This window comes from Verrucomicrobiia bacterium, from assembly GCA_026414565.1.
Classification (GTDB): domain Bacteria; phylum Verrucomicrobiota; class Verrucomicrobiia; order Limisphaerales; family Fontisphaeraceae; genus Fontisphaera.
Window position 1 is genome coordinate 332,204 of sequence record JAOAIT010000018.1, and the last position, 25,778, is coordinate 357,981.

General features: G+C 59.7%; 18 protein-coding genes and 1 tRNA gene. 9 read left to right on the top strand and 10 right to left on the bottom strand.

Annotation, left to right across the window (positions count from 1 at the left end):
* Window positions 1–23: 23 nt before the first annotated feature.
* The 4 genes from N3J91_05465 to ilvE all read right to left on the bottom strand — a co-directional run bounded on the left by N3J91_05465 (window position 24) and on the right by ilvE (window position 2,916).
* Entirely contained in the window at window positions 24–305 is a 282-nt protein-coding gene (locus N3J91_05465) for a DNA-directed RNA polymerase subunit omega (protein ID MCX8155888.1), read from the bottom strand.
* 111 nt (window positions 306–416) lie between these two features.
* On the bottom strand, window positions 417–1,511 hold the full coding sequence (locus tag N3J91_05470; protein MCX8155889.1) for a protein arginine kinase: 1,095 nt from the start codon (window positions 1,509–1,511) through the stop codon (window positions 417–419).
* Complete coding sequence (locus tag N3J91_05475) at window positions 1,508–2,029, bottom strand: UvrB/UvrC motif-containing protein (GenBank protein ID MCX8155890.1); 522 nt, start codon at window positions 2,027–2,029, stop codon at window positions 1,508–1,510. The genes N3J91_05470 and N3J91_05475 overlap by 4 nt, the downstream gene beginning before the upstream one ends.
* Before the next feature lie 20 nt (window positions 2,030–2,049).
* On the bottom strand, window positions 2,050–2,916 hold the full coding sequence (gene ilvE, locus N3J91_05480; GenBank protein ID MCX8155891.1) for a branched-chain-amino-acid transaminase: 867 nt from the start codon (window positions 2,914–2,916) through the stop codon (window positions 2,050–2,052).
* A gap of 141 nt (window positions 2,917–3,057) precedes the next feature.
* Between ilvE and N3J91_05485 the strand changes: the two genes are divergently transcribed.
* From N3J91_05485 to N3J91_05495, 3 genes are all read left to right on the top strand, one after another.
* A tRNA-Leu gene (locus N3J91_05485) sits at window positions 3,058–3,142 on the top strand.
* A gap of 89 nt (window positions 3,143–3,231) precedes the next feature.
* On the top strand, window positions 3,232–3,972 hold the full coding sequence (locus N3J91_05490) for a carboxypeptidase regulatory-like domain-containing protein (protein ID MCX8155892.1): 741 nt from the start codon (window positions 3,232–3,234) through the stop codon (window positions 3,970–3,972).
* Between the two features lie 162 nt (window positions 3,973–4,134).
* Complete coding sequence (locus tag N3J91_05495) at window positions 4,135–5,280, top strand: phosphodiester glycosidase family protein (GenBank protein ID MCX8155893.1); 1,146 nt, start codon at window positions 4,135–4,137, stop codon at window positions 5,278–5,280.
* Window positions 5,281–5,287: 7 nt separating this feature from the next.
* On the opposite strand, the gene N3J91_05500 is transcribed toward N3J91_05495, so the two are convergent.
* Entirely contained in the window at window positions 5,288–6,652 is a 1,365-nt protein-coding gene (locus N3J91_05500; GenBank protein ID MCX8155894.1) for a UTP--glucose-1-phosphate uridylyltransferase, read from the bottom strand.
* Window positions 6,653–6,894: 242 nt separating this feature from the next.
* Between N3J91_05500 and N3J91_05505 the strand changes: the two genes are divergently transcribed.
* From N3J91_05505 to N3J91_05530, 6 genes are all read left to right on the top strand, one after another.
* Window positions 6,895–8,385 carry an O-antigen ligase family protein gene (locus tag N3J91_05505; GenBank protein ID MCX8155895.1) on the top strand — a complete coding sequence of 497 codons (1,491 nt, stop codon included), beginning with the start codon at window positions 6,895–6,897 and terminating at the stop codon, window positions 8,383–8,385.
* 197 nt (window positions 8,386–8,582) lie between these two features.
* Entirely contained in the window at window positions 8,583–9,614 is a 1,032-nt protein-coding gene (locus N3J91_05510) for a glycosyltransferase family 2 protein (protein ID MCX8155896.1), read from the top strand.
* Entirely contained in the window at window positions 9,595–10,686 is a 1,092-nt protein-coding gene (locus tag N3J91_05515) for a hypothetical protein (protein MCX8155897.1), read from the top strand. The genes N3J91_05510 and N3J91_05515 overlap by 20 nt, the downstream gene beginning before the upstream one ends.
* The gene (locus N3J91_05520) at window positions 10,683–11,846 is read left to right on the top strand and encodes a glycosyltransferase (GenBank protein ID MCX8155898.1); all 1,164 of its coding nucleotides are present in this window, start codon (window positions 10,683–10,685) and stop codon (window positions 11,844–11,846) included. Before N3J91_05515 ends, N3J91_05520 begins: the two co-directional genes overlap by 4 nt.
* 141 nt (window positions 11,847–11,987) lie before the next feature.
* Window positions 11,988–12,599, top strand: coding sequence for a hypothetical protein (locus N3J91_05525; protein MCX8155899.1), 612 nt, complete (start codon window positions 11,988–11,990; stop codon window positions 12,597–12,599).
* Window positions 12,596–13,297: a hypothetical protein gene (locus N3J91_05530; protein ID MCX8155900.1), complete on the top strand. Its 702-nt coding sequence runs from the start codon at window positions 12,596–12,598 to the stop codon at window positions 13,295–13,297. Before N3J91_05525 ends, N3J91_05530 begins: the two co-directional genes overlap by 4 nt.
* 60 nt (window positions 13,298–13,357) lie before the next feature.
* Here N3J91_05530 and N3J91_05535 read toward each other — a convergent pair whose 3' ends face one another.
* The 5 genes from N3J91_05535 to N3J91_05555 all read right to left on the bottom strand — a co-directional run bounded on the left by N3J91_05535 (window position 13,358) and on the right by N3J91_05555 (window position 25,754).
* Complete coding sequence (locus N3J91_05535; GenBank protein ID MCX8155901.1) at window positions 13,358–14,842, bottom strand: glutamate synthase subunit beta; 1,485 nt, start codon at window positions 14,840–14,842, stop codon at window positions 13,358–13,360.
* Window positions 14,843–14,900: 58 nt separating this feature from the next.
* Window positions 14,901–19,526 (bottom strand): glutamate synthase large subunit, encoded by a 4,626-nt coding sequence (gene gltB / locus N3J91_05540; protein MCX8155902.1) that lies wholly within the window; start codon window positions 19,524–19,526, stop codon window positions 14,901–14,903.
* Window positions 19,527–19,835: 309 nt separating this feature from the next.
* A complete protein-coding gene (locus N3J91_05545; GenBank protein MCX8155903.1) occupies window positions 19,836–23,189 on the bottom strand; it encodes an ABC transporter permease in 3,354 nt (1,117 codons plus the stop codon).
* Window positions 23,186–23,866, bottom strand: a complete 681-nt coding sequence (locus N3J91_05550) for an ABC transporter ATP-binding protein (protein ID MCX8155904.1) — start codon at window positions 23,864–23,866, stop codon at window positions 23,186–23,188. Before N3J91_05550 ends, N3J91_05545 begins: the two co-directional genes overlap by 4 nt.
* Window positions 23,867–23,918: 52 nt before the next feature.
* Window positions 23,919–25,754, bottom strand: coding sequence for a prolyl oligopeptidase family serine peptidase (locus tag N3J91_05555; protein MCX8155905.1), 1,836 nt, complete (start codon window positions 25,752–25,754; stop codon window positions 23,919–23,921).
* Window positions 25,755–25,778 lie beyond the last annotated feature (24 nt).

Sequence of the window (25,778 nt, forward strand, 5' to 3'; positions counted from 1 at the left end):
GCTGGCCTTCTCTAGCAAAGGTTTCAGCTCTTGCGCCGCCGGCGTCCCGAGCCGCCCCCCGTGGTCGTCGGTGTTGTTGAGCCCACCAAAACATCGGTGGACAGCGGTAATTCATAAGACAGTTTGTCCTCAATGATTTCACGCAGAGCAATATCCACCGGGCTGAGATTGGCGGTGTCCGACACCAGGGGACGACTGGCCGCTCCGACGGAATTGAGCTGCCGTACCCGCTTGGAAACGACGTTGACCAAAATATTTGGGTTTTTAACTTTCTCCAGCGCCTTTTTGAACAATTCCAAATTCATAAATCATCACATCCAACCAATTAAGTCTTTTACTATGATGAATAATCAGGCAAGAGGCAAAAACTTTTTTTAAATACGTAACCACTTCACCCACAACAGGATACGAAAGTTTTAGGCGGCCGCAGAGGGTGGAGGCGGTTTGCTGAGAGGACGTTTCACCGCCGCCAGGCTTTCCCGGAGCATATCGGCGCGCAGGATGTCCCTTTCGTCGGCACTTAGCTTTTCTGAATGGCGCTGCTGCAAATGCCCCGGTTGCGTAACTAAAAACATTTCGTCCACCAAAGCCCGGTCGGTGCCCGGAAAAAGTCCCAGGTCCATGCCCAGCTTCAACAAGGAAAGCAGGTTCATGGTTTCCTTGGAGCTGATGCTGTGCGCATTGGCCAGGATGCCGTAGGCCCGTCCGATATGATTCAACACCACCTTCGGTTTTTTCTCCATGAGCACCGCCCGGGCATTTTCCTCGTGCATGATGATTTGGGCGATGACCTTTTCCAACCGGGCCAGGATGCGGGCCTCATCTTCGCCAAGGGTCATCTGATTCGAGACTTGAAACACATTGCCCAAGGCCTCAGTGCCTTCCCCGTAAAGGCCACGAACCGCCAATCCCAGTTTGTTCACCGACTGGATGATCTGGCCGATCTGCTCGTTTAACACCAGACCCGGCAGGTGCAGCATGGCGCTCACGCGGATGCCCGTGCCCAGATTGGTGGGACACGCCGTTAAATAACCCAGCTTCCGGTCAAAGGCGTAATCCACAAGCTCTTCCAATTCACTATCAAAGCGGTCAATGACTTCCCAGGCCCGTTGCAGTTGCAGGCCGGGCAGCAGCGCCTGCATGCGGAGATGGTCCTCTTCATTGATCATGACCGCGATGACTTCATCCCGGCTCAACACCAGACCGCTGCCGGCCCCCTTGGAGGCATGCTCGCGACTGATCAGATGCCGCTCCACCAGAATCTGTTTTTCCAGGGGCGTCAGCTCTTCCATGGTTTCGGCAAAGGCGCCGGTCATGGAGGCCAGCGACATCACCGCCGGCTGGATTATTTCCAAGGCGCGGAGGCGATCCGGCTTTTTGCCATGATTGGGAAAGGGGATGTCCCGCAAATTGCGCGCCAGCCGCACACGACTCGAGGAAACGATACGGTCCTGAGGCCCGCGCCGGCGGGCCGATTCGGTGGCCGGGCTTAAAAACTCGTGCAGCTTCATTCCCCGCTCCTCCGGCTGGCGGCTTTGGCCTTCAAGGCCTTGATCTCATCGCGCAACTGGGCGGCCAGTTCAAAATCTTCCTGCGCCACCGCCTGCTCCAGCCGCTGGCTCAACTGGCGGATTTGCTCGGTCACATCCACCTTCGGTGCAGCGGCCTCCTGCAGGCGCCGCGGCACCTTGCCGGTATGCCGCACCCCCCGATGCATGGTGCGCAGCAGGTCTTCCAGTCCCGGCCCAAACACCTGATAGCACATGGCACACCCCATACGCCCGAGCTTCTTGAAGTCCGCCTGGGTAAAACCACATTGCGGACAGACCAGCTCTTCCGGCCCCGGACCGGACACCTCGTCGGCCGCTCCCAGGCCCAACAACATGTCCGCGAGTTTGAAATTACTGGGCGCATCCACCTTGTGCTCCTTGGCGCAGTCTTCGCACAAATCCAGCTTGTGCATCTTGTTGCCCTCAATCTGGGTGATGTGCACGGTCGCCGGCTTTTTCTTGCAAAGGGAGCAAAGCATGGCCGCAGGGTTTTGTTGGGTTAAATTGGCTCGCCGGACACCCGCGTCAACGCGTGATACCGCTGGATCAAGTCCCGCGTCACCGGCCCCGGCCGCCCCTGGCCAATGACTCGTCCGTCTATGCGGGTCACGGGTATGATTTCCGCCCCGGTGCCCGTCAGGAAACACTCGTCGGCGATATAAAGATCATAGCGCGTCAAATTAATCTCGGCGGTGGGGATCCCCCGCTCGCGCGCCAAATCCAACACTGTGTTGCGCGTAATCCCATACAGCGCTCCCGCCGAGAGAGGCGGGGTATATAGCTGCCCCTGTCGCACGATGAAAATATTATCCCCCGTGCACTCCGCCACGAAGCCTTCCTGATTCAACATGATGGCCTCTTCCACGCCGGCATTATTGGCCTCGATCTTGGCCAGAATATTATTGAGGTAATTCAGCGATTTGATCGCTGGATTCACGGCATTGACCAGATTGCGGGTGGTGGGCACCGTCACAATCGCCATCCCCTGCTCATACAGCTCGGGCGGATATAACTGAATTTTGCCGGCGATGATGATCACCGAGGGCCGCTTGCAACGGTTGGGATTCAACCCCAGCGTGCCCACGCCACGAGTCACCACCAGGCGGATGTAGCCATCCCGGCAACGATTCTTACGGCAGGTTTCCAAAACGGCTTCCGTCATCTCTGCTGGCGTCATGGGGATATCCAAGAGGATGGCCTTTGCCGACCAATACAGGCGCTCGATATGTTCTTTGAGTTTGAACACCCGCCCATGATACGCCCGAATGCCCTCAAAAACCCCGTCCCCGTAAAGCAAACCGTGATCAAAGACGCTGACCTTGGCGTCCTTCTCATTATAGTATTTACCATCAATGTAAACTTTCATGCGCAACTGGCCCTGACCCTACGCCAACCCTGCCGCCCACGCAAGCGGGAACACATCGGCGCCCGCTGGGGAGCCGTCCCACGCGCTGAAAAATCCACTTGCAGAATGCGCCGGTACTGAGGATATTTTCTCCTGACGGGTGCGCATATGGCGGAATTGGCAGACGCGCTACTTTGAGGTGGTAGTGGGGTAACCCGTGCAGGTTCAAGTCCTGCTATGCGCACCATCTTTTTAGCATTCAAGGATGTTCCCTAAGCCCAGCTTGGCAACGACATTCAGTTGCACCCCCCAAAAGCTGCCATTATGTTTGTACTCGTGAAGACTCGCATTGTGTCCATGCAATCACTAAAATTAGCGATACTGGCCGGCGGACTGGCGGCGGGCCTCGCCACTCCATGCCCCGCGGCAGATATTGTGGGCAAAGTCACTTTGAAGGGCACTCCCCCCGCGGAAAAGCCGCTGCCCATCAGCAAAAGCGATCCCACCTGCGGCAAAGTGGCCCGTCCGGATGCCACGACACGCTTTTATGTCGTTGGGAAGGATGGGGCTCTCGCCGACGTGGTGGTTTACATCAGCAAGGGCCTGCCACCGGGTAAAACGTACCCCGTGCCGGACACGCCGGTGGTCATTGACCAAAAGGGGTGCGAATTTGTCCCTTACATCACCGCCGCCATGGCCCGGCAAAAAGTGCATATCAAAAACTCGGATCCTTTTCTGCACAATGTCAACCATGCCCCCACCCCGGACGTGCAGAAACGCCCGCAAAATGTGGCTCAACTTGCCAATGGTCCCATCATCGAGAGATCCTTTGAAAAGACCGATGAGCTGCTGGTGCGGTTCAAATGCGATGTCCATCCCTGGATGTTTGCCTACGTGGCCATCTTTGATCATCCCTACTTCGCGGTCACCGGCGAAGACGGCACCTTCAAAATCCGCAATGTGCCTCCGGGCACCTATACCGTGGAAGTCTTTCACCGCAAGGCCGGCAAACTGGCCAAAGAGGTAACCGTCGCAGAACAAGACCAGACGGTTAACTTTGAGCTGACAGCCAAATAAGCCTCGCCCAAGAGTAGATACCACGGATAGTCGGCGGGGGCCTTGTTGCTGGGTAAGAGCCAAAAATACTCCTTTGCGTCAGCGGGCAGCCCGCGAAGGAGAGCATTTTTTAATTTTTTTTGCATAAAAATGCCTCTTAGGTAGTCTAATCCAACGAATACTATGTTGAGCAGGACGTTGGGAAAGCTGCCGGGGGGCCTCCTGGCAGGTGTGGTATTGGCTGCCTGGGTGATCCTGGGTGGGACGGCCAAAGCCGGCGACGAATGGCACGGCCCCGGCATGGCCTTCTATACGGATTTCAATCCGAAAATTCCCATGGCCGTGTATATCGTCAAAGTGGATCGCAAGCATCCAGACTTGCGTCTCTACACCACCTTGGGAGGCGGCCGATACATTGGCATGGCCACTTTGTCTCAACAGGCGGGCTTCATTCCCCCGTCTGTGGGCCAGCCGTTGGCCGGCATCAACGGTGATTATTTCGGCGTGCGCGAGCCTTACGTTGGGGATCCCTTGAATCTCCACATCATGTTGGGCGGCGAGTTGATTAGTGCCCCGGGCGAAGACCGAGCCTTTTTCTTCATTGATGCCAAGGGCAACCCACAAATCACCAACGCCATCAGCGATTTCAAGGTCACCTGGCCCAACGGCAAAGTGACCCCGTTTGGGCTGAACCAAACGCCCATGACCGGGCAGGCCGTGCTTTATACCGCGGCGGCCGGGCCAGATACCCGCATCGAGGGGGTGGATTTGATTTTGGAGCGAAACGGCCAGGATCCATGGCTTCCCTTGCGCATCAACCAGACCTTGAACGCGCGCGTCAAGGCCATCAACAAGAACGGGTACTCCAAATTAAACACCAACATCATGGTGCTGTCCCTCAGCCCGCGCCAGTTGCGCGATCTGCCGGAACTCAAGGAGGGCATGGTGCTGAAGATTAGCACTGATACCATCCCCAACCTGAAAGGGGCACAGGTGGCCATCGGCGGCGGTCCGTCCCTGGTAAAAAACGGCAAACCCCGCGACTTTGATGGCATTCAGGTGCGACATCCCCGCAGCGCCTTTGGGTTCAACGACCGTTATTATTTCTTCGTGCAAGTGGATGGCCGTCAGGCGCGCCATTCTCTGGGCATGACCTACCGCGAGCTGGCCGAGTACTTTGTCAAGCTGGGCTGCACGGATGCCCTGAACCTGGACGGTGGCGGCTCGGCCTCGATGTGGGTCAATGGCCGGATTGTCAACAGCCCCTCTCAAGGCCGGGAACGCCCGGCGGCGAATGCCCTCTTTTTGATTCGCGTGCCCAAGCCCTAGCCTGAGCCTACCGGCGGATGGTTGTATCACGATACCGGCCGGGCGGCACCCGCTGGCGTACGTCGGTTGAATTAGCAAAAACCACCCTGCCCTCGCATACCACCCCAGCAGAAAAGAGCCAGGGGCCAATGACCTCCAAACGCTCGCAATACAGCAGTGAAGGAGGGTCTTCGGCAAACGCCCGGTCAAAATCCTGAATCCATCGGTAATACCGGGGATCCAGCTTGATTTGGGGGGGATGGTCGCCGCGTTCCGGGGCCAAAGTCAGTCGAAAATCGGGGGTGACCACATAAGCATCGGAGCGAACAGCCAATAAATCCTCGGTGGTCTTCACCGGGGCGAAGCGGCTGCGCGGCACCACCAACGCCGCCGCTGCATCAAACAATTCTATGGCCGCCCCCATGGCGGATTCCAATTGCAACACGGCTGGCGAGGCGGGATTTTGCGGATCCACATTTTTGCGATTTTTAATCAAGGGCAGCGGCAGCGCGCCTTGATGCCGCTCCAATAACTCCGCCAACGCCGGCAGGCGTATCCACAGGTTGTTGGTGTTGAAGAAACGGTGCCGGGAGGTATCCTCAAAATATTTCACCTCTTCCGCGGCGCATTGTGAAGCCTCCCGCAAAATGAAACGGCCATTATCCCGCCGCCGGGCCAAATGCCCCCCCTTGGCATCCACAGGCAAACGAGGGGTAACCTCCATGACGAAAGAAAAACGGTTCTGCGCCAGCCAGGCAAGTATCCGGTCATCTACGATCGCCCCCAGGTTGTCGGCATTGGAGACGAAGAGCCACTCCACCCCCTGCCGCTGCAATTGACGCAGCAAAGAAGAACCAGGCAGTGCAGCATACAAATCCCCGTGCCCGGGCGGACACCACTCCAGGCGGGGGTCTGCCGGCCATTCCACCGGAGCCAGGGAAGAGGCCAGCAATTTGGGGACCTGGTGTTGCATAAAATCAAGGCGGTCCTGCCCCTGTTGCAAAGCGGGATAACGTCGCAAACAAGCCAGACTTTCCGCGCGGGTGCTAAAGCTGTTCATCAGATAAAAGTGCGGGCTGGGGCCACCCTGGCGGCAGTGCAACACCTGACGGGCGATGAAATCCAAAAAACAATCGCCCCCTTTAACTGGCAGAAGCGATTTGGGACCTTGCATGCCCATACTGCTGCCCAGGCCACCGTTGAGCTTGATGATGGCCAGTTTTGCCCACGCTTCCCCCGGGGCTTTGTGGGCAGGCAAATCCTCGTAACGAGGCAATTCGGCAACCGGGAGAATCTCCTCTTCACGCCAGTAGCCGTCATCCCCCGCCTGCACCCTTTTTACGGCTTGTAAAAAGGCCGCCACGGCTGCCTCAGACTGGCCAGCAGCCCGCATTTTCCCGGCGATTATTGGCAACACATCCATGGTGAATCTTCAACCAAGCATAATGGGCTGTCCGCGACGCTCTACCTGCTGAGGATTTTGCCACATCTCCCAGCATCCGCAAAGTCTGAAGCAACTAAAAACGCACGCTGCAGAGACCCAATGCAGCGCCTGTCAACCAAGCGGCCGGCGGGACGGCCCGGGCATTTTCTCCTACCGCTGTTCCGGCAGATGGGTTTATTATTGGCCTGCACATGGATTTTGCGGCAATTGTCCTTTATCTAATTATTTACTACGTCCGCCCGCAGGAGTGGTCGGGGTTCTTGTCCTCCCTGCGGCCGGTGACGGCAGTGATGATTTTTGCGATTGCCTCCCTGTTTTTGCGGGAACGCGGAGTCCAATGGCGCTCACTGCTGCGAAGCCCGCAGGACTGGCTGATGCTGCTGTATTTTCTGTACCTGACATTCTTCGTCTATTCCGACAGCGAGAATTACAAACTGGCGCGTAATTTGTTCATCATTTACTTCGTCATCGTGCTCGCCCTCACCGATGTGTGGCGTTTGCGGCGTTTTCTATATTGGTGGGCAGCCTGCATTGGTTTTGTGGTGCTTCTGGCACTGGCCAGCCAGATTGGCATAGACCCCCTGGAAGCCAAGTATTATACCATGTATGCCTGCAAAGGGCGCCTGGCTCTGCCCCTGTCCATTTTTAACAACCCCAATGCGCTGGGGCATAGTGTGGTGCCCCTCTTGGGCATGATTTATTTCTTTTTCATCTGGCGCCGGCCCATTTTCGTAAAGGAAGTGGGCTTCCTGGCCCTGGCCCTGCCATTGGTCTGCCTGTATCTAACCCTGAGCAAAGGAGCCTTCCTGGCGGCCTTTGTTGCGGTGGTAGCCGGCTTGACAGTGGGCCGCCCAAAGGTGGTTCAAATTCTGGTGTTGTTGCTGGCCCTCACGGCCGGCTGGGCAGCCCTGCAAAAACTCCCCCGCATGGAAGAACTGCGTGTGCCTCGGCAGGAGGAGGGCATTCGCGGCCGTCTGCTGGCCTGGCAATTTGGATTGGAGAAATTGCAAAATGAACGTTATGGAGTGGGATTATTTGAGTTTGGCAAGGCTTTCCAGCGCCGGCACGGCTATTTCAAGGCCCCCCACAGCTCTTATGTGGAGGCTGGAGCAGAACAAGGATGGGTGGGATTGGTTTTCTTTGTGGGAGTCTTATACGCCTGTTTTCGCTCCTTGTTGACCTTGCGAGTCAGTGACCCGGAAGATGAGCGCTTGCGCCGGGTTCTCCTGGTCATTCTGGTCAGTTATGCCGCGTCCTCCTGGATGATCGGATGGGCCTATAAAAATGTGTTTTTCGTGACCGTCGCCTGCATCTCAGCCTTTCACCGGCATTTGCGCGAGCGCATCACCCAGGAGCAGGAACTGGCGACAATGCAGGAGGCCGAAGCGAGTGCGGCGATGCCGCTCCTGCCTGCGGCGCCGGCAATGGCGCGTACCACACCCACCCCGGCCGCCGCCCTGGCGTCTGTGTCTGCCGATGCCTCACCGACGTCAACTCTGCGCGTGGCTACCGGATTGGAAGCCCTGGCCATGGCCCCAGCGCCGCCGCCAGCAACGCCTCCCCCAGCTCCCAAGGCCCTGCCGAAGTTCTGGTATCGTCTGGGAATTTTGGACGTAGCGTTGATTTTGTTGAGCACTTACGGGGTGGTCAAGATATGGACATTGGCCCTGCAACGGATGTAATTCCCCGCGCGAAACCCGGCCTGGCTTTATCCGGCCAAAGGTGATTTGCCATGAGCGACAGGCTGCTCATCCTGATTTTCTGGGGAACCGCCAGCCTGTTGATTTTCTCCTTTTTGGGGTATCCGTTGCTGATGGCGGCCTTGAGCCGCCTCCGCCCCACGCCGGCCGCCCCGCCGCCGCCGCCCTCCTGGCCAGACGTGGACATCATCCTGGTGGCCCACAACGAGGCGCAGCGTATTGAAGCACGCGTAAAAAATCTGCTGGCTTCCACCTATCCCCCGGAAAAGCTGCGGCTTATCGTCGTAACAGACGGATGTACGGATGCCACGGCTCATCTGGCCAGAGTGGCGGGAGGCCATCGCGTGAAGGTTTTGGAGCAATTCCCGCGGCAGGGTAAGGCAGCCGGATTAAATGCCGGTGTGGCGGCGGCCACCGCCGAGGTGATTGTGTTTGCTGATGCCCGCCAGCAATTTGCGCCTGATGCCATCGCCTGCCTGGTGCGCCATCTCATGCAGCCCGGAGTGGGTGCTGTTTCGGGAAATTATTCCCTGCATCCACCCGCCGACAATGTCGGAAGTGGCGTGGATGTTTATTGGCGGTTGGAGAAGTTCCTGCGGCAGGCGGAAAGCCGCTGGGACTCAACTATTGGCTGCACCGGGGCTATTTATGCCATCCGCCGGGAATTGTTTGTACCGTTGCCATCAGATACCATCCTGGACGACGTCGTGATCCCCATGCAAATCGTGCAAAGGGGATGGCGCGTTGCCTTTGCCCCCGACGCCCATGCTTGGGAAAGCACCCCGTTATTGGTGGGCCGCGAATTTCAACGCAAGCGCCGGACCCTGGCCGGAAATTTCCAAATGCTTTTTCGATATCCGCAATGGCTGCTACCATGGCGCAATCGTTTGTGGTGGGCCTTGCTTTGCCATAAATATTTGCGGCTGTGGGCGCCGCTGGGCCTTCTGGTGCTGCTGATGGTTAATCTCAGGCTGGCAGGTGCGTCCCCCTTATATTCGGTCGGGCTGTACCTTCAGGCGGCGTTTTATTTGGGTGCCTTTCTCGGTTTGCTCTGGCCGCAACGGAAAAACCGGCTTTTGATGCTGCCGGCGGGATTTGTATTTCTGAATGCCGCCACGGTGGCAGGTTTTTGGTACTACCTGCGCCATGGAGGGCAACGCGGCTGGAGCACACTCTCTCCACCTGAAACCCATGCTCAAAGCGCTGGATAAATGGGGCCTTGCTTATTTACAGCAGCCGCCGCGGCCGACGGTCAACGGGCCGCGGCATTTATTGCTCTGTCTGTGCGATCATTTCGAGTTACGCCATGACACCAATGAAGCCGGCGCGCAAGAGAGGTTGCGAGAATGGGAGGTCAGATTCCCCAAGTCCATTGAAAACTTCGCCGACGCAGATGGCATCCCACCGCGTCATACCTTTTTCTATCCCATTGAACAATACGATGCTTCTCTGGTGGAACGGCTCTCACACCTCTGCCGCCAGACGGGAGCCGAGGTGGAAATCCATCTTCACCACGAAGGAGACACGGCCGCGGGGCTGCGCGAAAAACTGGAACAAGGCAAAGCGCTCCTGCGTCGCCACGGCTGGCTGACACAGGACAGGGATGGGGCCTGCCGCTTTGGCTTCGTGCATGGAGACTGGGCGCTGGACCATTCCCATCCTGAAGGACGCCATTGCGGGGTGATTGATGAACTGGCCGTCCTGCGCGCGTGTGGGTGTTATGCCGATTTTACCATGCCTTCGGCCCCCAGTCCCACCCAAAGCCGCATCATTAACCGCATTTATTACGCTCGCAGCCATGGCCGTCCCCGCGCCTTTGACGAAGGAGAGCCGGTACGCGCAGGCAGCGGTGACCTGGAGCGACCACACCTGGGAGAATTGCTGCTGGTGCAAGGGCCCCTGGGACTTAATTGGCGCTGGCGGAAATGGGGACTTCTGCCAAGGCTGGAAAATGGGGACCTGACCGGGGCCAATCCCCCTCAACCCCATCGCGTGGCCGTCTGGGAGCGGTTGTGGGTGCACGTGCAAGGGCGTCCTGAGTGGGGCATCGTCAAATTGCATACCCATGGCGGGATTCCCCGCAATTACCAAATGTTGTTGGGGGATGCCATGCAATCCTTTCACAACTATCTGCAAACGCGTGCCCGGGAGGGCGCCTGGCAGCTTCATTATGTGACAGCACGCGAACTGGTAAACATCATCCATGCCGCCGAGGCCGGGTGCTCCGGCAGTCCCGGTCAGTATCGCAACTACCGCTACCCACCCCCCCCTGCCCTGGCATGAAAGTGTTGTTTTTTTCCAACTTATACCCCGATCGTACTGAACCAGGACGCGGCCTGCCCAATGCCCGTTTGATACGCCGCCTGCAATCAGTCTGCGAGGTGCGGGTGATTTCGCCGAGGCCCATCTGGCCTTTCCTGACGCGGCCGCACCGTCGGGCACTACCGGAGGATGACGCCGTGCAGCCCATATACCCGCCAGCATGGTATCTACCGAAGGTGGGCAGCCGGTGGAATGCCTGGCTGATGCAATGCCGGGTGCGCCCCTACGTGCAACAGTTGCATCAACGCTGGCCTTTTGACCTGGTGCTGGCGGCCTGGTTGTATCCGGATGCCTGCGCGGTTCAACCGTTGGCGGAAGCCTTGGGGGTGCCGCTTATTCCCATCGCGCAAGGTTCGGATGTACATCAATACCTCCAACACCCGGTGCGACGGCGGCTGATGCAAAGGCATTTAGAGGCCTGTCCCTTCTTAATTGCCCGTAGCCGGCATCTGGCGAAAACATTGGAGGAGGCCGGTTTCAATGCAGCCCGGTTACGCGTCATTTACAACGGCGTGGATGCCCAGGTGTTTCATCCGGGTGACAGCCAACAAGTACGCCAGCGCCTGGCCCTGAGGCGTGACGCCCGCATTCTTTTATGGGTGGGTAATTTTTTGCCGGTGAAGAATCCTCTGATGGCAGTGGAGGCCGCGCGCATCGTGTACCGGCGGCTGGGCGAGCCATTTTATCTCGTCATGGTGGGGGATGGGCCATTGGGGCCCACACTCGCCGAGCGTGCCCGGCATTGGCGGGTCCCGTTGATTTTGGCGGGCCGGCGCTCGGAGGCGGATACGGCCGAGTTCATGCGCGCAGCCGATGGGTTGTGCCTGACGAGTTACGCGGAAGGCACGCCCAACGTGTTGCTGGAGGCACTGTCCTGCGGACTGCCGGTGGTGGCCACCGCAGTAGGCGGGGTGCCGGAAATTATTCAAACGCCCAACGCCGGCAGGCTGGTCCCCTCTGGCGATGCGGCAGCTCTAGCGGAGGCGCTATTGGACCTCTGGGCTGCCGCCCGCCCACGCGAAGCCGTGGCTGAAACGGTGCGGGAATTTACCTGGGAAAAAACCGTGCAGAGGTATATGTCGGTGATGCAGGAGGCGCTGGCATCGGGCACCCGTCCATAACCAGGCCGGCCGCCGGGGCCTGTAGGGCAACCATCCATCGTGCCCGTGTGAGGCAGGGGGCCTGCCCAAACTTTGGCGCCCTCATTCCTCGCAGTTAATTGGGGACTTGAGTTTTGGGGAGTGGGGTTCATCATGCAGGTGATGCAAGCACATGATGATGCTGCACTGGATCAATTGTGGCAGGAGTACGCGCTGGTCTTCCGGGAATTTGATGACTTAACCCTGGCTCGCTGGATGGCGCAGACGCTGGGGCAGCTTACCGGCAAGCTCTGGCGGGCATCCCATCCACTGGTCAGCGCGTATCGGGTGGCAAGCATGGTGGCGCACGAGCGGCAAATCTGGCTCAAGCGCCTGACCAATCGTCCCGCACCGTACACTGAAGCTCCCTGTTGCCGCGCCCCGCTGGTGCCCATGTTCACCCGCGATGTCAAAGAGGTTGGCCTGCTATGTTTGCATTGCGGGGAAACGGCGGTGACGCTGGAAGAACTGCCGGCAGACCTGGCGCAAACCATTACCCAATGGTGGGAGAGTTACGCGCCAGTGCACCAGGTAGCCCATTGGGACGAGGCCCAGCAAAGACGCGTATTGAACTATGATGACGAACTGGACCGGGCTTTTGAAATGGCCAAACTACTGCTGTTGCAAATCCCCGGAGATCTATTGCCGCAGTTATTGACCTTGTATCCGGCCGTGGTCTGGGAAGATCACGATGAGTGCCTGGATGTGCGGCCGGAGGACTTGATGCTGCGATGATACGCTGGCTCACGCGATGGTGTTTCCGGCTGTTGGTTCTGGCCCTGCTGTTGTTATTGGGTGTGTGGCTGATGATGGACTCCTTGTCCAAAGAGATGACCGAGCAACGCCTGGAAAACTGGACCGGGTTGCATGCCAGCATCGGCAAGATGGAGGTGGGCTGGCTGCGGCCCACGCTGCGCATGGAAAATGTGTTGTTGTATAATTCCGCGGCATATGGGGGCACGCCCTGTCTGAGTGTGCCGGAGCTTTGGGTGGAATACGATCGGGCGGCCCTGTGGCAGCGGCAACTGCGTTTCAAGGTTTTGCGCTTAAACATTGCCGAATTGCATGTGGTGGAAGGCCCGGATGGGCGGTTGAATCTGGAAGCGGTCAAACAGCGACTGGCCGGCGCGGCGGCAGGCGGTGGAGGACTGGACGGACGGGCGCAGAAATCGCTCGAATTTGCCGGCATTGAAACGCTGGCATTATCCCTGGGGCGGTTGCGCTACAGCAGCCTGCGACAGGCCGAAACCCGCGGCTACTATCAGTTGCAAGTGGAGGACTGGGTGCAAACGCAGATCACTTCCACCGATGCCCTGTTGCAATCTTTGCACGGATTGGCCAAAGCCAAAGGCTTGGAATGGTTGTGGCAACGCCTTGCCAAACCGGAAAATCCGGTGGGCCGGGCCGGAAACCCAGGCAGCCACCAGCCGTGACCTGCGCCTCCTTGGCGTCTGAGGCGCTAGCGCTAAACCAACGCTCCAGCCGGGCCAGGTTCAGGGCAGAACCGTTTTGCCCATGAGATAGCGATCGCACTCACGGGCCGCGCCGCGGCCTTCGTTGATGGCCCAGACAACAAGGCTCTGTCCCCGGCGCATGTCGCCCGCCACGAAAACCCCGCGCACATTGGTGGCAAATTTGCCGTGCTCGGCTTTGACATTGGAGCGCGCATCCCGATCCAGCCCCAACTGTTGAATCAAGGTATCCTCCGGGCCCACAAAACCCATGGCCAACAAGACCAACTGCGCTGGATAGGTGTGCTCCGTGCCGGGAATGGGCTGAGGCACCATGCGGCCCTGCTCATCCTTCTTCCAGTCCACCAAAACCGTGCGCACCCCGCGCACCGCTCCCTGCTCGTCGCCCAGGAATTTGGTGGCGGTGATGCGGAATTTGCGCGGGTCCTCGCCCGTCAGCGCAGCGGCTTCTTCCTGGCCGTAGTCCACCTTAAACGTTTTGGGCCATTGCGGCCAAGGATTGTCCGGTGGACGCTGATCGAGCGGGCGCGGGAGGATTTCCAGTTGCAGCACACTCTTGCAGCCCTGCCGGATGGCGGTGCCCACGCAGTCGGTGCCGGTGTCGCCGCCACCAATGACCACCACGTCTTTATCGCGCGCGGAAATGAACTGGCCATCCTGATGCTGCGAGTTCAGCAGGCTGCGCGTGTTGGCGGTAAGAAATTCCATGGCAAAATGGACCCCTTTGAGCTGCCGGCCTTCGATGGGCAAATCCCGGGGTTTGGTGGCGCCACAGCAAAGGATGACGGCATCAAACTCGCGCAAGAGTTTCTCGGCCGGGTAATTACGCCCCACCTCCGTATTGGTAACGAAACTAATGCCCTCGCGCGCCATCAGATCCACGCGCCGTTGGACAACGCGCTTGTCGAGCTTCATGTTGGGGATGCCATACATAAGCAGGCCGCCAATGCGATCCGCGCGCTCAAAAACGGTGACGGTGTGACCCGCCTTGTTCAACTGGGCCGCAGCCGCAAGACCGGCCGGGCCGGAGCCAACCACAGCCACTTTCTTACCGGTGCGCTGAGGCGGCGGTTCGGGGGTGATCCACCCCATGTCGAAGCCTTTGTCGGCAATGGCACATTCAATGCTTTTAATGGTGACCGGCGGCTCAATGATGCCCAACACACATGCCCCCTCGCAGGGAGCGGGACAGACGCGGCCGGTGAACTCGGGGAAGTTGTTGGTCTTGTGCAAACGCAGGAGGGCTTCCTTCCAAAGGCCGCGATATACCAAATCATTCCATTCCGGAATGAGGTTGTTGATGGGGCAACCGGACGCCATGCCGGCCAGCATCATGCCGGTATGACAGAACGGCGTACCGCAGTCCATGCAACGCGCGCCCTGCCGGCGCAGTTTCTCCTCCGGGAAAGGCAGGTGAAATTCGTCCCAGTTGCGGATGCGCTCCAGCGGCGCAACTTCTGGAGGAAGCTCGCGTGCGAATTCGAGAAATCCAGTGGGCTTGCCCATAACTTGATCCTATGCGTTGGCGTGAAGTATGGCTGTCAACGTTGGCCGATGATCAGGGTTAACCGCCGCCCACACGGGCCACGTCGCGGATGTTCTCCTCGAAGGCGGCCATGACGGCCTCCTCGCCGGTAAGCCCCGCTTCCTTAACTTTGCGCATGGCTTTGAGCACCCGGGCATAGTCATTGGGCAGCACCTTCACAAACTTGGGCGCAAACTGATCCCATCGTTCGAGAACCTCCTGGCCGCGCGAGCTGCGGGTAAGCTGGACATGCCGCTGAATGAGGCTGCGGACGGTCTCGAGATCTTCCGCTTCCGGAGTGACCAGTGAGACCATCTCACGGTTGCAGGTGCGCTGGAAAGGGCCGCCTTCGTCGAGCACGTAAGCGACGCCGCCCGACATGCCGGCAGCGAAATTACGGCCGGTCTGACCAAGGACCACCACCAATCCGCCGGTCATGTATTCGCAACCGTGATCACCTATGCCCTCCACCACCGCCACCGCGCCGCTGTTGCGCACGGCAAAACGCTCACCGGCCACCCCACAAACGAACAACTCCCCGCTGGTGGCGCCATACAGGGCGACGTTGCCAATGATGATGTTCTCCTCGGGGCGGAAGGCGGAGCCTTTGGGCGGATAAACCACCAGGCGGGCGCCGGACAGGCCCTTGCCCACATAATCGTTGGCATCGCCCTCCAGTTCAAAGGTAATCCCCCTGGGCATGAACGCGCCGAAACTCTGGCCGGCGGAGCCTTTGAAATGCAGGTGAATCGTGTCGTCCGGGAGGCCGTCGGCCCCGTAACGACGGGTCACTTCGCTGCCCAACATGGTGCCCACCGCGCGATTGCTGTTGCGAATGGGCAGCACAGCCCGCACGTTTTCCGCGCGGGCCAGGGCCGGCTCACAGAGGCGCAGCAGCATTTGATAATCCATGCTCTGCTCCAGCCCATGGTTTTGAGAGATCTGGCAGTAGCGCTCGTGATCGGCAGCCACTTTGGACTGGTGAAAGAGCTTGGAGAAGTCCAGGCCCCTGGCTTTCCAGTGGTCCACGGCGCGTTTGACTTCCAGGCGGTCCACCCGGCCCACCATTTCGTCAAAGGTGCGGAAGCCCAACTGGGCCATTAGCTCGCGCACCTCCATGGCCACAAAGCGCATGAAATTGACGACGTACTCCGGCTTGCCGGTGAAGTTCTTGCGCAGGCGCGGGTCCTGGGTGGCCACGCCCACGGGGCAGGTGTTTTTATGGCAAACCCGCATCATAATGCAGCCCATGCTGACCAACGGGGCGGTAGCAAAGCCAAACTCCTCGGCCCCCAGCAGCGCACCAATGACGACATCACGGCCGGTCTTGAGCTGGCCGTCCACCTCCACGGCGATGCGGCTGCGCAGGCCGTTCAGCACGAGCGTTTGATGGGTCTCGGCCAGGCCCAATTCCCACGGGCCGCCGGCGTGTTTAATCGAGGTCAGTGGTGAAGCGCCGGTGCCGCCATCGTGGCCGCTGATCAGCACCACATCGGCGTGCGCCTTGGCCACACCGGCCGCCACCGTGCCCACACCCACCTCGGCCACCAGCTTGACACTGATGCGGGCCTGGTGGTTGGCATTTTTAAGGTCATAAATGAGCTGCGCCAGATCCTCGATGGAGTAAATGTCGTGGTGCGGCGGCGGCGAGATCAATCCCACCCCGGGGGTGGCGTGGCGGGTTTTGGCAATCCAGGGATAAACCTTGTGGCCGGGCAACTGGCCGCCCTCGCCGGGCTTGGCCCCCTGCGCCATCTTGATCTGCAATTCTTTGGCATTAACCAGGTAAAGGCTGGTCACCCCAAACCGGCCGGAGGCCACCTGTTTGATGGCGCTGTTTTTCGAGTCACCGTTGGGCAGCGGCACATAGCGGGCCGGGTCCTCGCCGCCCTCGCCGGTGTTGCTCTTGCCGCCGATGCGATTCATGGCGATGGCGAGCGTTTCATGCGCCTCCTGACTGATGGAGCCGTAGGACATGGCGCCGCTCTTGAAACGCCGCATGATGGATTCGATGGATTCCACCTCTTCCAGGGGCACAATTTGCGGCGCAAACTTGAAGCTGAACAACCCGCGCAGCGTGCACAGGTTCTTGGCCTGTTGATTGACGGCCGCGGAATATTCCTTGAACTGCTCGAAACTGTTGTTGCGAACGGCCTGCTGCAGCTTGTGGACGGTGACCGGATTGAACAGGTGAAATTCGCCGTCGCTGCGCCACTGGTACTGGCCGCCGGGGTCCAGCGTGTAGTCGTTCAGAGGTATGGGCGGGAAGGCGCGTTCGTGCCGCAAACGCACCTCTTCGGCTACCTCGTCCAGACCGATGCCTTCGATGCGGGAAGCGGTCCAGGTAAAATACTTGTCCACAAAGGCCTGGCTCAGACCAATGGCTTCGAAGATCTGCGCGCCACGGTAACTTTGGATGGTGGAAATGCCCATCTTGGAGATGACCTTGAGCACCCCCTTGACGATTGCCTTGATGTAATTCTTGACGGCCTTTTCGTGGTCCACCCCTTCGAGCAGGCCATCGCGGATCATGTCGTCCAGCGTCTCAAACGCCAGGTAAGGATTGATGGCGCTGACGCCATAACCGATCAGCAGTGCAAAATGATGCACCTCCCGCGGCTCGCCCGATTCGAGCACCAGACTGGCCCGGGTACGCAGTCCCTCACGGATGAGGTAATGGTGCAGACCGGAAACAGCCAGCAGGGCCGGGATGGCGGCGTGGTCACGATCAATGCCACGGTCTGAAAGGATGATCACGTTGATACCCTCCCGGATGGCCTGCTCCGCCTGCCGGCAGAGCTGGTCCACCGCACGGGCCAGTCCGGGACCGCCTTCGGCCACAGGATACAGAATGGGCAGCACGGCGGATTTGAATCCGTGACTGTTCAGATTCTTAATTTGGGCCAGCTCATCGTTGTCAATGATGGGTGTGGGCAGCCAAATGAAGTGACAACTGCCCGGCTCGGCGCGCAAAAGATTGCGTTCGGAGCCCAGGGTGGTGTCCGTGGCGGTGACAATGGCCTCGCGCAAATAATCAATGGGCGGGGTGGTCACCTGGGCAAACAATTGTTTGAAATAGTTGTAAAGGAGCTGTGGTTTGTTGCTCAACACGGCCAAGGGCGTATCCGTGCCCATGGAGCCCAAAGGCTCCACCCCATCCTTGGCCATGGGGGCCAGGATGAAGCGCTCATCCTCAAAGGTGTACCCGAAAGCCACCTGCCGTTGCAAAATCGTCTTGTGATCCGGCTCCGGCGGCGGTGGCGCTGCCGGCAGGTCATCCAATTTAACCAGATGCTTGTCGAGCCACTGGCGGTAAGGATAGGCCGTGGCAATCTGCCGTTTGATCTCTTCATCCGCCACCAGCCGGCCCAGTTCCGTGTCCACCAGCAACATGCGGCCCGGCTGCAGACGGCCCTTGTGCACGACCTTTTCCGGGGGAATGTTCAGCACTCCCACTTCCGAAGCCATGATGACCAGGTCATCGGTGGTGACGTAATAGCGCGAAGGCCGCAAACCATTGCGATCCAGAACGGCCCCAATCCGGATCCCATCAGTGAAGGAAATGGACGCAGGACCGTCCCACGGTTCCATCAGGCAGCGGTGATATTCATAGAATGCCCGCTTCTCCGGATCCATGGTTTCGTGGTTCTGCCACGGTTCCGGGATCATCATCATTACTGCATGGGGCAGTGGCCGGCCGGCAAGCACGAGCAGTTCCAGGCAGTTGTCAAACATGGCCGAGTCGCTGCCATCCTGACAAATGATGGGCAACAATTTCTTCAAGTCCTCCCCAAACACCTCCGATTCCATCATGGACTGGCGGGCGTGCATCCAGTTGATGTTGCCGCGCAGGGTGTTGATTTCGCCGTTGTGGCTGATGTACCGATACGGATGCGCGCGATCCCAGCTCGGAAAGGTGTTGGTACTGAAGCGGGAGTGCACCAGCGCCAAGGCCGAGCGCATCGAAGGATCGGCCAGCTCGGGATAATACTCGCCCAGTTGCTCGGACATGAGCATGCCCTTGTAAACAAGGGTCTTGTAAGAGAGACTGCACACGTAAAACGAGCTGCCCCCCGGCGTGCCGTAACGAATGGCGTTTTCCATGCGGCGGCGGATGACATACAGCTTGCGCTCGAAGGCCATGGGGTCTTGCAACTTGCGCGAGCGGCCAATGTAAAGCTGCTCAATAACTGGCTCGCCCGCCTTGGCCGTGGCTCCCAGGTTGCCGTTGTTCACAGGCACCCGCCGCCAGCCCAGGAATTCCTGTCCTTCCTCGCGTATGATCAGCTCGCAACGCTCCTTGGCCCGCCGGCGCTCGGCCGGGTCCACAGGCAGAAAAACATTGCCCGCCGCGTAGTGCCCCGGTGCCGGCAGACTGATGCCGGCTTCGGCACAGGCCTCCGCCAGAAATTCATGGGGCATTTGCATGAGAATGCCGGCGCCATCCCCGGTGTTGTCCTCGCAGCCACAGGCGCCACGGTGGCGCAGATTGATCAAAATTTGCAGGGCCTGCTCAATAATCTCATGGGAGCGACGGCCTTTCACATGCACCACAAACCCCACCCCGCAGGCGTCGTGCTCGTACTGTGGATCATACAGCCCTTGCGGCCCCGGTGGCCGCTGTTGCTGCTGCCCGGTCATTTCCGTTGCAGATTGAATGTTCATTCTCTTCGATGCTCATGCCGATGTAATCCCAGCGGGCCATCGGCGCAAGGTCATTTCCCGGCAAACCAAGTTTGCCGGACCAGCTATTGCCTGTCCCAAGTACGCCGCCTGTGGGGTGAAGCAGGCCTCCGCGTCCACCTGAGGGCGGCAGTATCACCGGCAGCCCTGCCTTTGCGGCAAGTCTCCCCAGAAACACCGCACACCGGTGATTAAATTTGCCTTAACGTCACGCCACGTCAACGGCGAAAAAAAGGAAACCTTAACCTGGAAACATTATCATCTAAACTTATCACCGGTCTGAAGTACAGCTTACTCATTTCGCAATGCCGCCAGCAATGGCCCACGCACCGCCCAGCGCGCGGCAAGCCACGTCCAAAACAAGCCGCTCAAACCTATCGCCAACAATGTTCCACCCAAAGTGCGATAGGGCAAATTGGCCCCGGCGGAGAACAACGCCGGTGCAACCGCCACCAGAGCGGATACCACCCCAAGGCCAAGACCGGACAACAACAGGAAGAGATGTTCGCCCAAAACCCAGCGCGGCAGGCGCGCGGGCGGGAAGCCCACAGCCAGCAGCAGAGCCAGCTCGGCGCGGCGTTCAAGCACATTGCGCAACACCACCACGGCCAGTCCCGCCGTGCCGAGCAGCAGTCCGAGGCCGCCCAAGGCCTGAAAGGTGTTCAGATAAGTATTTTGCACGGCGTTAAATTGGGCCAGCCGCTCCACGGCGGAGGCGGCCTCAAAACCGGTGTTTTGCAGGGCGCGTGTCAGCGTGGCGGCAACCTCCTGGATGCGTTGAGCACGCTCAGCCCCCGGAGTTTTTACGTCCACCAGGAAAAAGCGATGGCCGCTTTCGCCGGGAAAGCGCTCGCGAAACTCGGTCTCGTCAATAATCAAAAGCCCTTGCAGGATAGATCCGGCCAAGCCTCCCACCAGCCGCAATTTGAAAACCTTGCCGTGCTCATCCGTGTATTCCAGAACCCCGCCCACCCGGGATTTCATGGCCCATTGGATGGAAGCGGCATCGCCAATGGCAGGAACTTCATCGGGTTGCAAATCGGGCAGGTATTGCCGGGCCACAGCGCGGCGCAGAAGCAGCCAGGGTTCAGGAGGCTGGGATTTTGCGGCCACCTGGGAAAAAGTGAACCGTCCGCCCAGTGCCTCGGGGTTAACGCCCAACAACCGCGGCCGTTGAGCACGGTTCAGGTTCAGACAACTGGCGTCATCGCCCTCACGCAGGCGAAAGGGGACGAGCTGGACCCCGCGCAAATCTTCGGCCTGCAGGCCGTAGAAATCACGTCCTTCGGGCAGATTGAGATCACGCAACACCGGCAGCGTGGCCTCAGCCACAAGCGCAAAACCGCCCGTGCCGGAGCGTGGATTCTCGGCCTCGCGCAAGGCATCCAGGCGAAAAACACCAATGGCGGCCACCACAAAACTGCCGCAGGCGAGCAGGCTGATGGTGGCCACGCTGCGATTGCGCCGGCGGGCGCAGCCGCGAATCAGGAGCTGGGAAACCTGCACCGGCTTGCCGGCTGCGGGCCGCCGAAGCCACCATAGCAAAGCCCAACGGAGCAGCCCCACCAAACCGGCCAGCAACAAGGTGCCACCAAGGAAGAACAAAGCGGGGTTGGTGGTGCGGCCGGTGAGGAAGGCCCATGCAGCCAGGCCCGCGGCCAGAATCATCATCGCTATGGAGAACCACGGTTTGCTTCCCGATACCGGCAATGCAGTGCCCCACTGAGCGGACAGCAAGGCGGTGGCCGGTTGCCGGCCCAAGCGGCGCAGAACCAGGGCACACGAACCTACCGCGGCAAGGACGCTGGCCACGAGTCCGATGCCCAAGCTGGCCGGCGTGACCTCCAGAACCAAGGTACTCAGGCCGGTGGCATCCCGCCACAAGGTGGTCAGCCCCGTGAGCATGGCGCGGGCGTAAAACACGCCCCCCAACAATCCCAACCCGGCCCCCACCATGGAAAGCCCAAATGCTTCACCCAGAAAAACCCGCAGCATCCGTCTTGGGGGAAAGCCCACAGCCAGGAACACACCGGCCTCGGCAGCTCGCTGCTCGATGCCAAACCGAAACAGCAGGGCTGTTAATATCAAAGCGGCGGTGATTAAAAACAAGCTGAAGCCAATGAACAGGCCGCCAAAATCCTGTGCCCCCCCGGCCGCCGCCAGGGCCTGAGCGCGCACCGGCTCGAAACGCAATCCCAAATTCTCGGGTTGAACCCGCTCCTTGAACGTTTGCACAATGCGAGATGAGTGAGCGGCGGAGGAGGTTGGAGGGGTGACAGGCCAGCGGATGGCGGTCATTTCGCCGTAGCGGTTGCCCCACATTTTTTGGCCCGCTTCCAATCTAATAAATGCCTTGGGGGTACCACGATATTGACGCCAGTATTGATCATCCTTGGGACGAATGCGATGAACCAGGGGAAAGCCTGCATCCCAGTCGCTGGTGCTTTCCGCCTCGGCAATGCCGGGAAATTCCGGCATAAGCGTGCGATCGCAAAGCGGGGAGTCCATGGGCACAACGGCGCGCACTGTAAAGACATTGGTGCGCTCCACCAGCACGGTGCCGGCATCCACCTGGTAATAGCTCAGGGCAACGGTGTCTCCCGGGCCGACGCCCAAGTCCTCCGCCAGCCAGGCATTGATGATCATCTCATTGGACTGCAGAGGTACAGGCAGGCGGCTGGCCGGCAAAGCCGCCACCATGCTGTAAGGGGTGGCCTTTTCCCCCGCCCGCAATAAGTTGGCTACATAGGTAAGGACAGGTTCACCCCCGGGATAATGCTGTAGCAACGCCCGCGCCACCGGCGGATCAATGAAGATGCGGTCTGTCAGCAATTCCACGGCGGAGGCATCCAGCAAGTAACGCACGCGCAACTGCGCATCAGCCAAAGTCCAAAGTTTTTCCCAATGTGACTGGACAAGCTGGGCATCCAAGGCCGGCGCGGACTCCCCTGCTCCACCTCCCACCAGAAGAAGATTGGCGCGGTTGGTTTGTTGCACCAGCTCCTGCAATTGTTGAAAATTAACCCAGGCGTTATACACCGCAGACTGGTTGGCCCGAAGGCTGAACCGCCCCAGTTGGGCATCCTCCACAAAACCCGCGACCGTGACCCGCCACGCCACCTCGGCATCGCTTTTGGTGGCCACGGTGGCTTCCCGCGCCAGGGCGGAAGGTTTTTTGAAGCGCAGCACAACAACTTCTCCCGTGCGACGAATTTGCAGTTGGGAGGCCAGGGCGCGGTTGAGCAACACAGCATCACGCGGGATTTCACGCCAGGGGGGCGGTTGATTTGCCATCTCCCAAAAAGGGGCATCTGCACCTATGACCTGAATGCGGTTGGCGCGCCCGCGCTGATCTTGAGCCGAAGCCATGCCGGGCAACAACAGGGCGGACGCCACGGGCTGTTTGAGCACTGCCGCCAGTTCCCGGGCTGCCTCGGCGCGAATGAGACGGTCCCCGGCGTCCAAGGCCACCTCAACGCGCCCCAGGCGGGCCAGGGCCAGTTCGCGCAGGCTGGCGCGGACGGAATCCCCCACCAAAAGCGCCCCGGTCAGAGCCGCCGTACCCACCATGATGCCCAAGACAACGCCCACGTGGCTGCGCCAGTGGAATATGAGGCTGCGCGTGATGAGGCGAGAGAGCGTCATGGCTTGATTTCCGTCAACTGACCGTCACGCAATTCCAGTACCCATCCCATTTGGCGCGCCAGGTCCAGCGCGTGGGTCACCACCACCAGAGTAACCCGTTCCTCCCGGTTGAGTTCCACCAACAATCGGCCCAGCTCGGCGGCACTGTGGCGATCCAGCGCGCCGGTGGGTTCATCAGCCAGCAGCAGGGCCGGCTGATTGATCAGGGCACGCACCACCGCCACACGCTGACGCTCGCCCCCGCTAAGCTGGCCGGGAAGGTGCGATAAACGTCCCGCCAGCCCCACCCGCTGCAGCAGACGCCGGGCACGCTCTTCGGCCGCCGCCGTGACTTTTCCCTGCGCCAGCACGGGCACCAACACATTTTCCCACACCGTACAATGCGGTAGCAAATGATGGGCCTGAAAAACAAAACCAATGCGGCGGTTACGAACTTCGGCCAGAGCAAGCGGGTCAATTTGCGATAAATCGCGGCCCTCGAGCCATATTTTGCCGGAATCCGGTTGATCGAGGGTGCCCATCAAATTCAGAAGGGTGCTTTTGCCGCAGCCGCTCGGACCAACAATGGCCAGGGTGGCACCGGCCGGCAATTCCAGGTCCACCTCCCGCAACACCATGACTGCCGGGGTGCCCTCCGGCCCTGGATATGCCTTGGAAACGCGTTCCAGTTTTAGCATGGTTTCAAACTAGACGCCAGCCGCGAACGGCACAAGGGAAAATCCCCCACAATCACTCCATCTGGCGATACCGTTGCAGGAAGTCGGCGGGATGCAAACGCGGCAGCGGCGGGGTGTTGGTGGCGGCAGGAGATGCCGCTCCCACCTTGACAAGATCGCCCACAAAGTTCAGCACTCCAGCCATGTCCTGTAACAAGGCTGCGCGATCCAATTCCTTGCGCGAAAGGTTGGCAGAAGGTTGGAACAAGGCGTCCGGCGCAAGTGTATTAGTCTGCCAGCCGCGGACGGTGAAGTGAACGTCAAAACCCATGGCTTCCGCGCTAATCTCGCTCGGGGTCACGCCATCGGTCTGGAATTTGATGCGCAGACGAGCCTCGCGATAACGTGGCTCTTTGGGCGAGATCAGCAACCAACCCTCTTTATCCCACTCCGCATTGACCCAGCGCTGAACCATATCCGGCGCGAGCGCAAGGCTGGCCGCCAACCCCTGTAACAAGGCCAGTTTCAGGCGGTGTTGCGGCTCCACCAAGGCACTCCATGCGGAAGCAGCAGGCACACCAGCAGTGCCTGCCAGGATGATGCCGGAGTTCCCGCGAGGCACCTGCAACCACGGAAATTCACCCAGGCCCGCCTGCCACTCCCCCAATCCCGGAGCTGCCATGTGAAACGCAAACCGTTCGCCATGCCCGATCACCACCCGCCCGCTGCCACTCAAAGAGCGGCCATTAGCGTCCACCCCCGACAGCTCGCCCTCGGCAAAGTGACACCGCCCGGTGGCAGGGGGCACCGTGGCCATGGTGACCAGTTGATTGAGCACGGCCAACAGGCGGTGATAGGCGTTGGTGCTGGGGGCGGAAGGAGTTTTAATCTGGCTTAAAACTTCCGCGGAAAGGTCCTGCGCAAAGAAATCGGCCATCATCCGCAAAGCGCGGGGCAGTTCGGCCAGGGCGGTATAGTGTCCCAATCCCTCAAACCAGACGACTTTGTCTGAAATCCCCAAGGCGTCGGCCAGTTTCTCGGTGCAGGCGCGAGGGATAACTTCGTCCTGTCCGGCGTTCAGCATCAGCACCCGTCCCTCACGGGCACGTTGCCGCAAGGCCGGAGCGTGAGTCAAAGGATCAAACGTGCGCAGCCGTTTTTCGACTTCGGCCCGTTCTTCCGCCGGCAATTTTTGAATCATCAGGCTGAGCTGCCGGGTTTCGCGGGCATGATGAATCATCATCGGCAAATCTCCCCCCGCCAGAATCAACACAGCCCGCTGTAACCGCGGATCCATACCCGCCGCTGTGGCGGACATGATGCCGCCCAGACTGATGCCCGCAATGCCTATCTTGTTGCGGTCCACCTCCGGACGGGCCTGCAAGAGGTCCACCAGCCGGGCTATTTCCTGTCCCGCCTGCTCCAGCGCGCCGAGGAACAAATGCGGATTGGCAGCCAAAGCCCGACGCCCCTCCGCGGGGCCGCGTGTCCCGTAGTAAGGCAGCTTGAAGGTCACGGCCACCATGCCACGCCCCGCGAGCACGTTGCACATCATGGCCGTCAAATCTTCATCGCCATTAAGTATGGGCAAACATATTACCGCCGGCCGGCCCGGCTGGCCGGGCCGCCAGTTGGCAGGAATGTACAAATCTGCGGGGACGGTGTTGTTCTGCGGCAAATCACTCACCACCGGCGAAGGAAATTCCAGCCGATACAACTGAGCATCCACCTGCCCTGTCAGGAGCCGCTGGCGGTAGGCAAAAGACTTCTGCGGCGGAGACAGCGTGACGGTAACATTTTGGATGGCCTTGGTGGCTTCGGAATCCTGACCCATTGCCCCAACAAGGCTCAACCCCAGGGCAAGAAACGGACCGCCCACGCCACGCAGGAAGTTGTTAAACGTCGGCATGGCTCCTAATGTAAAGCGCCCGTG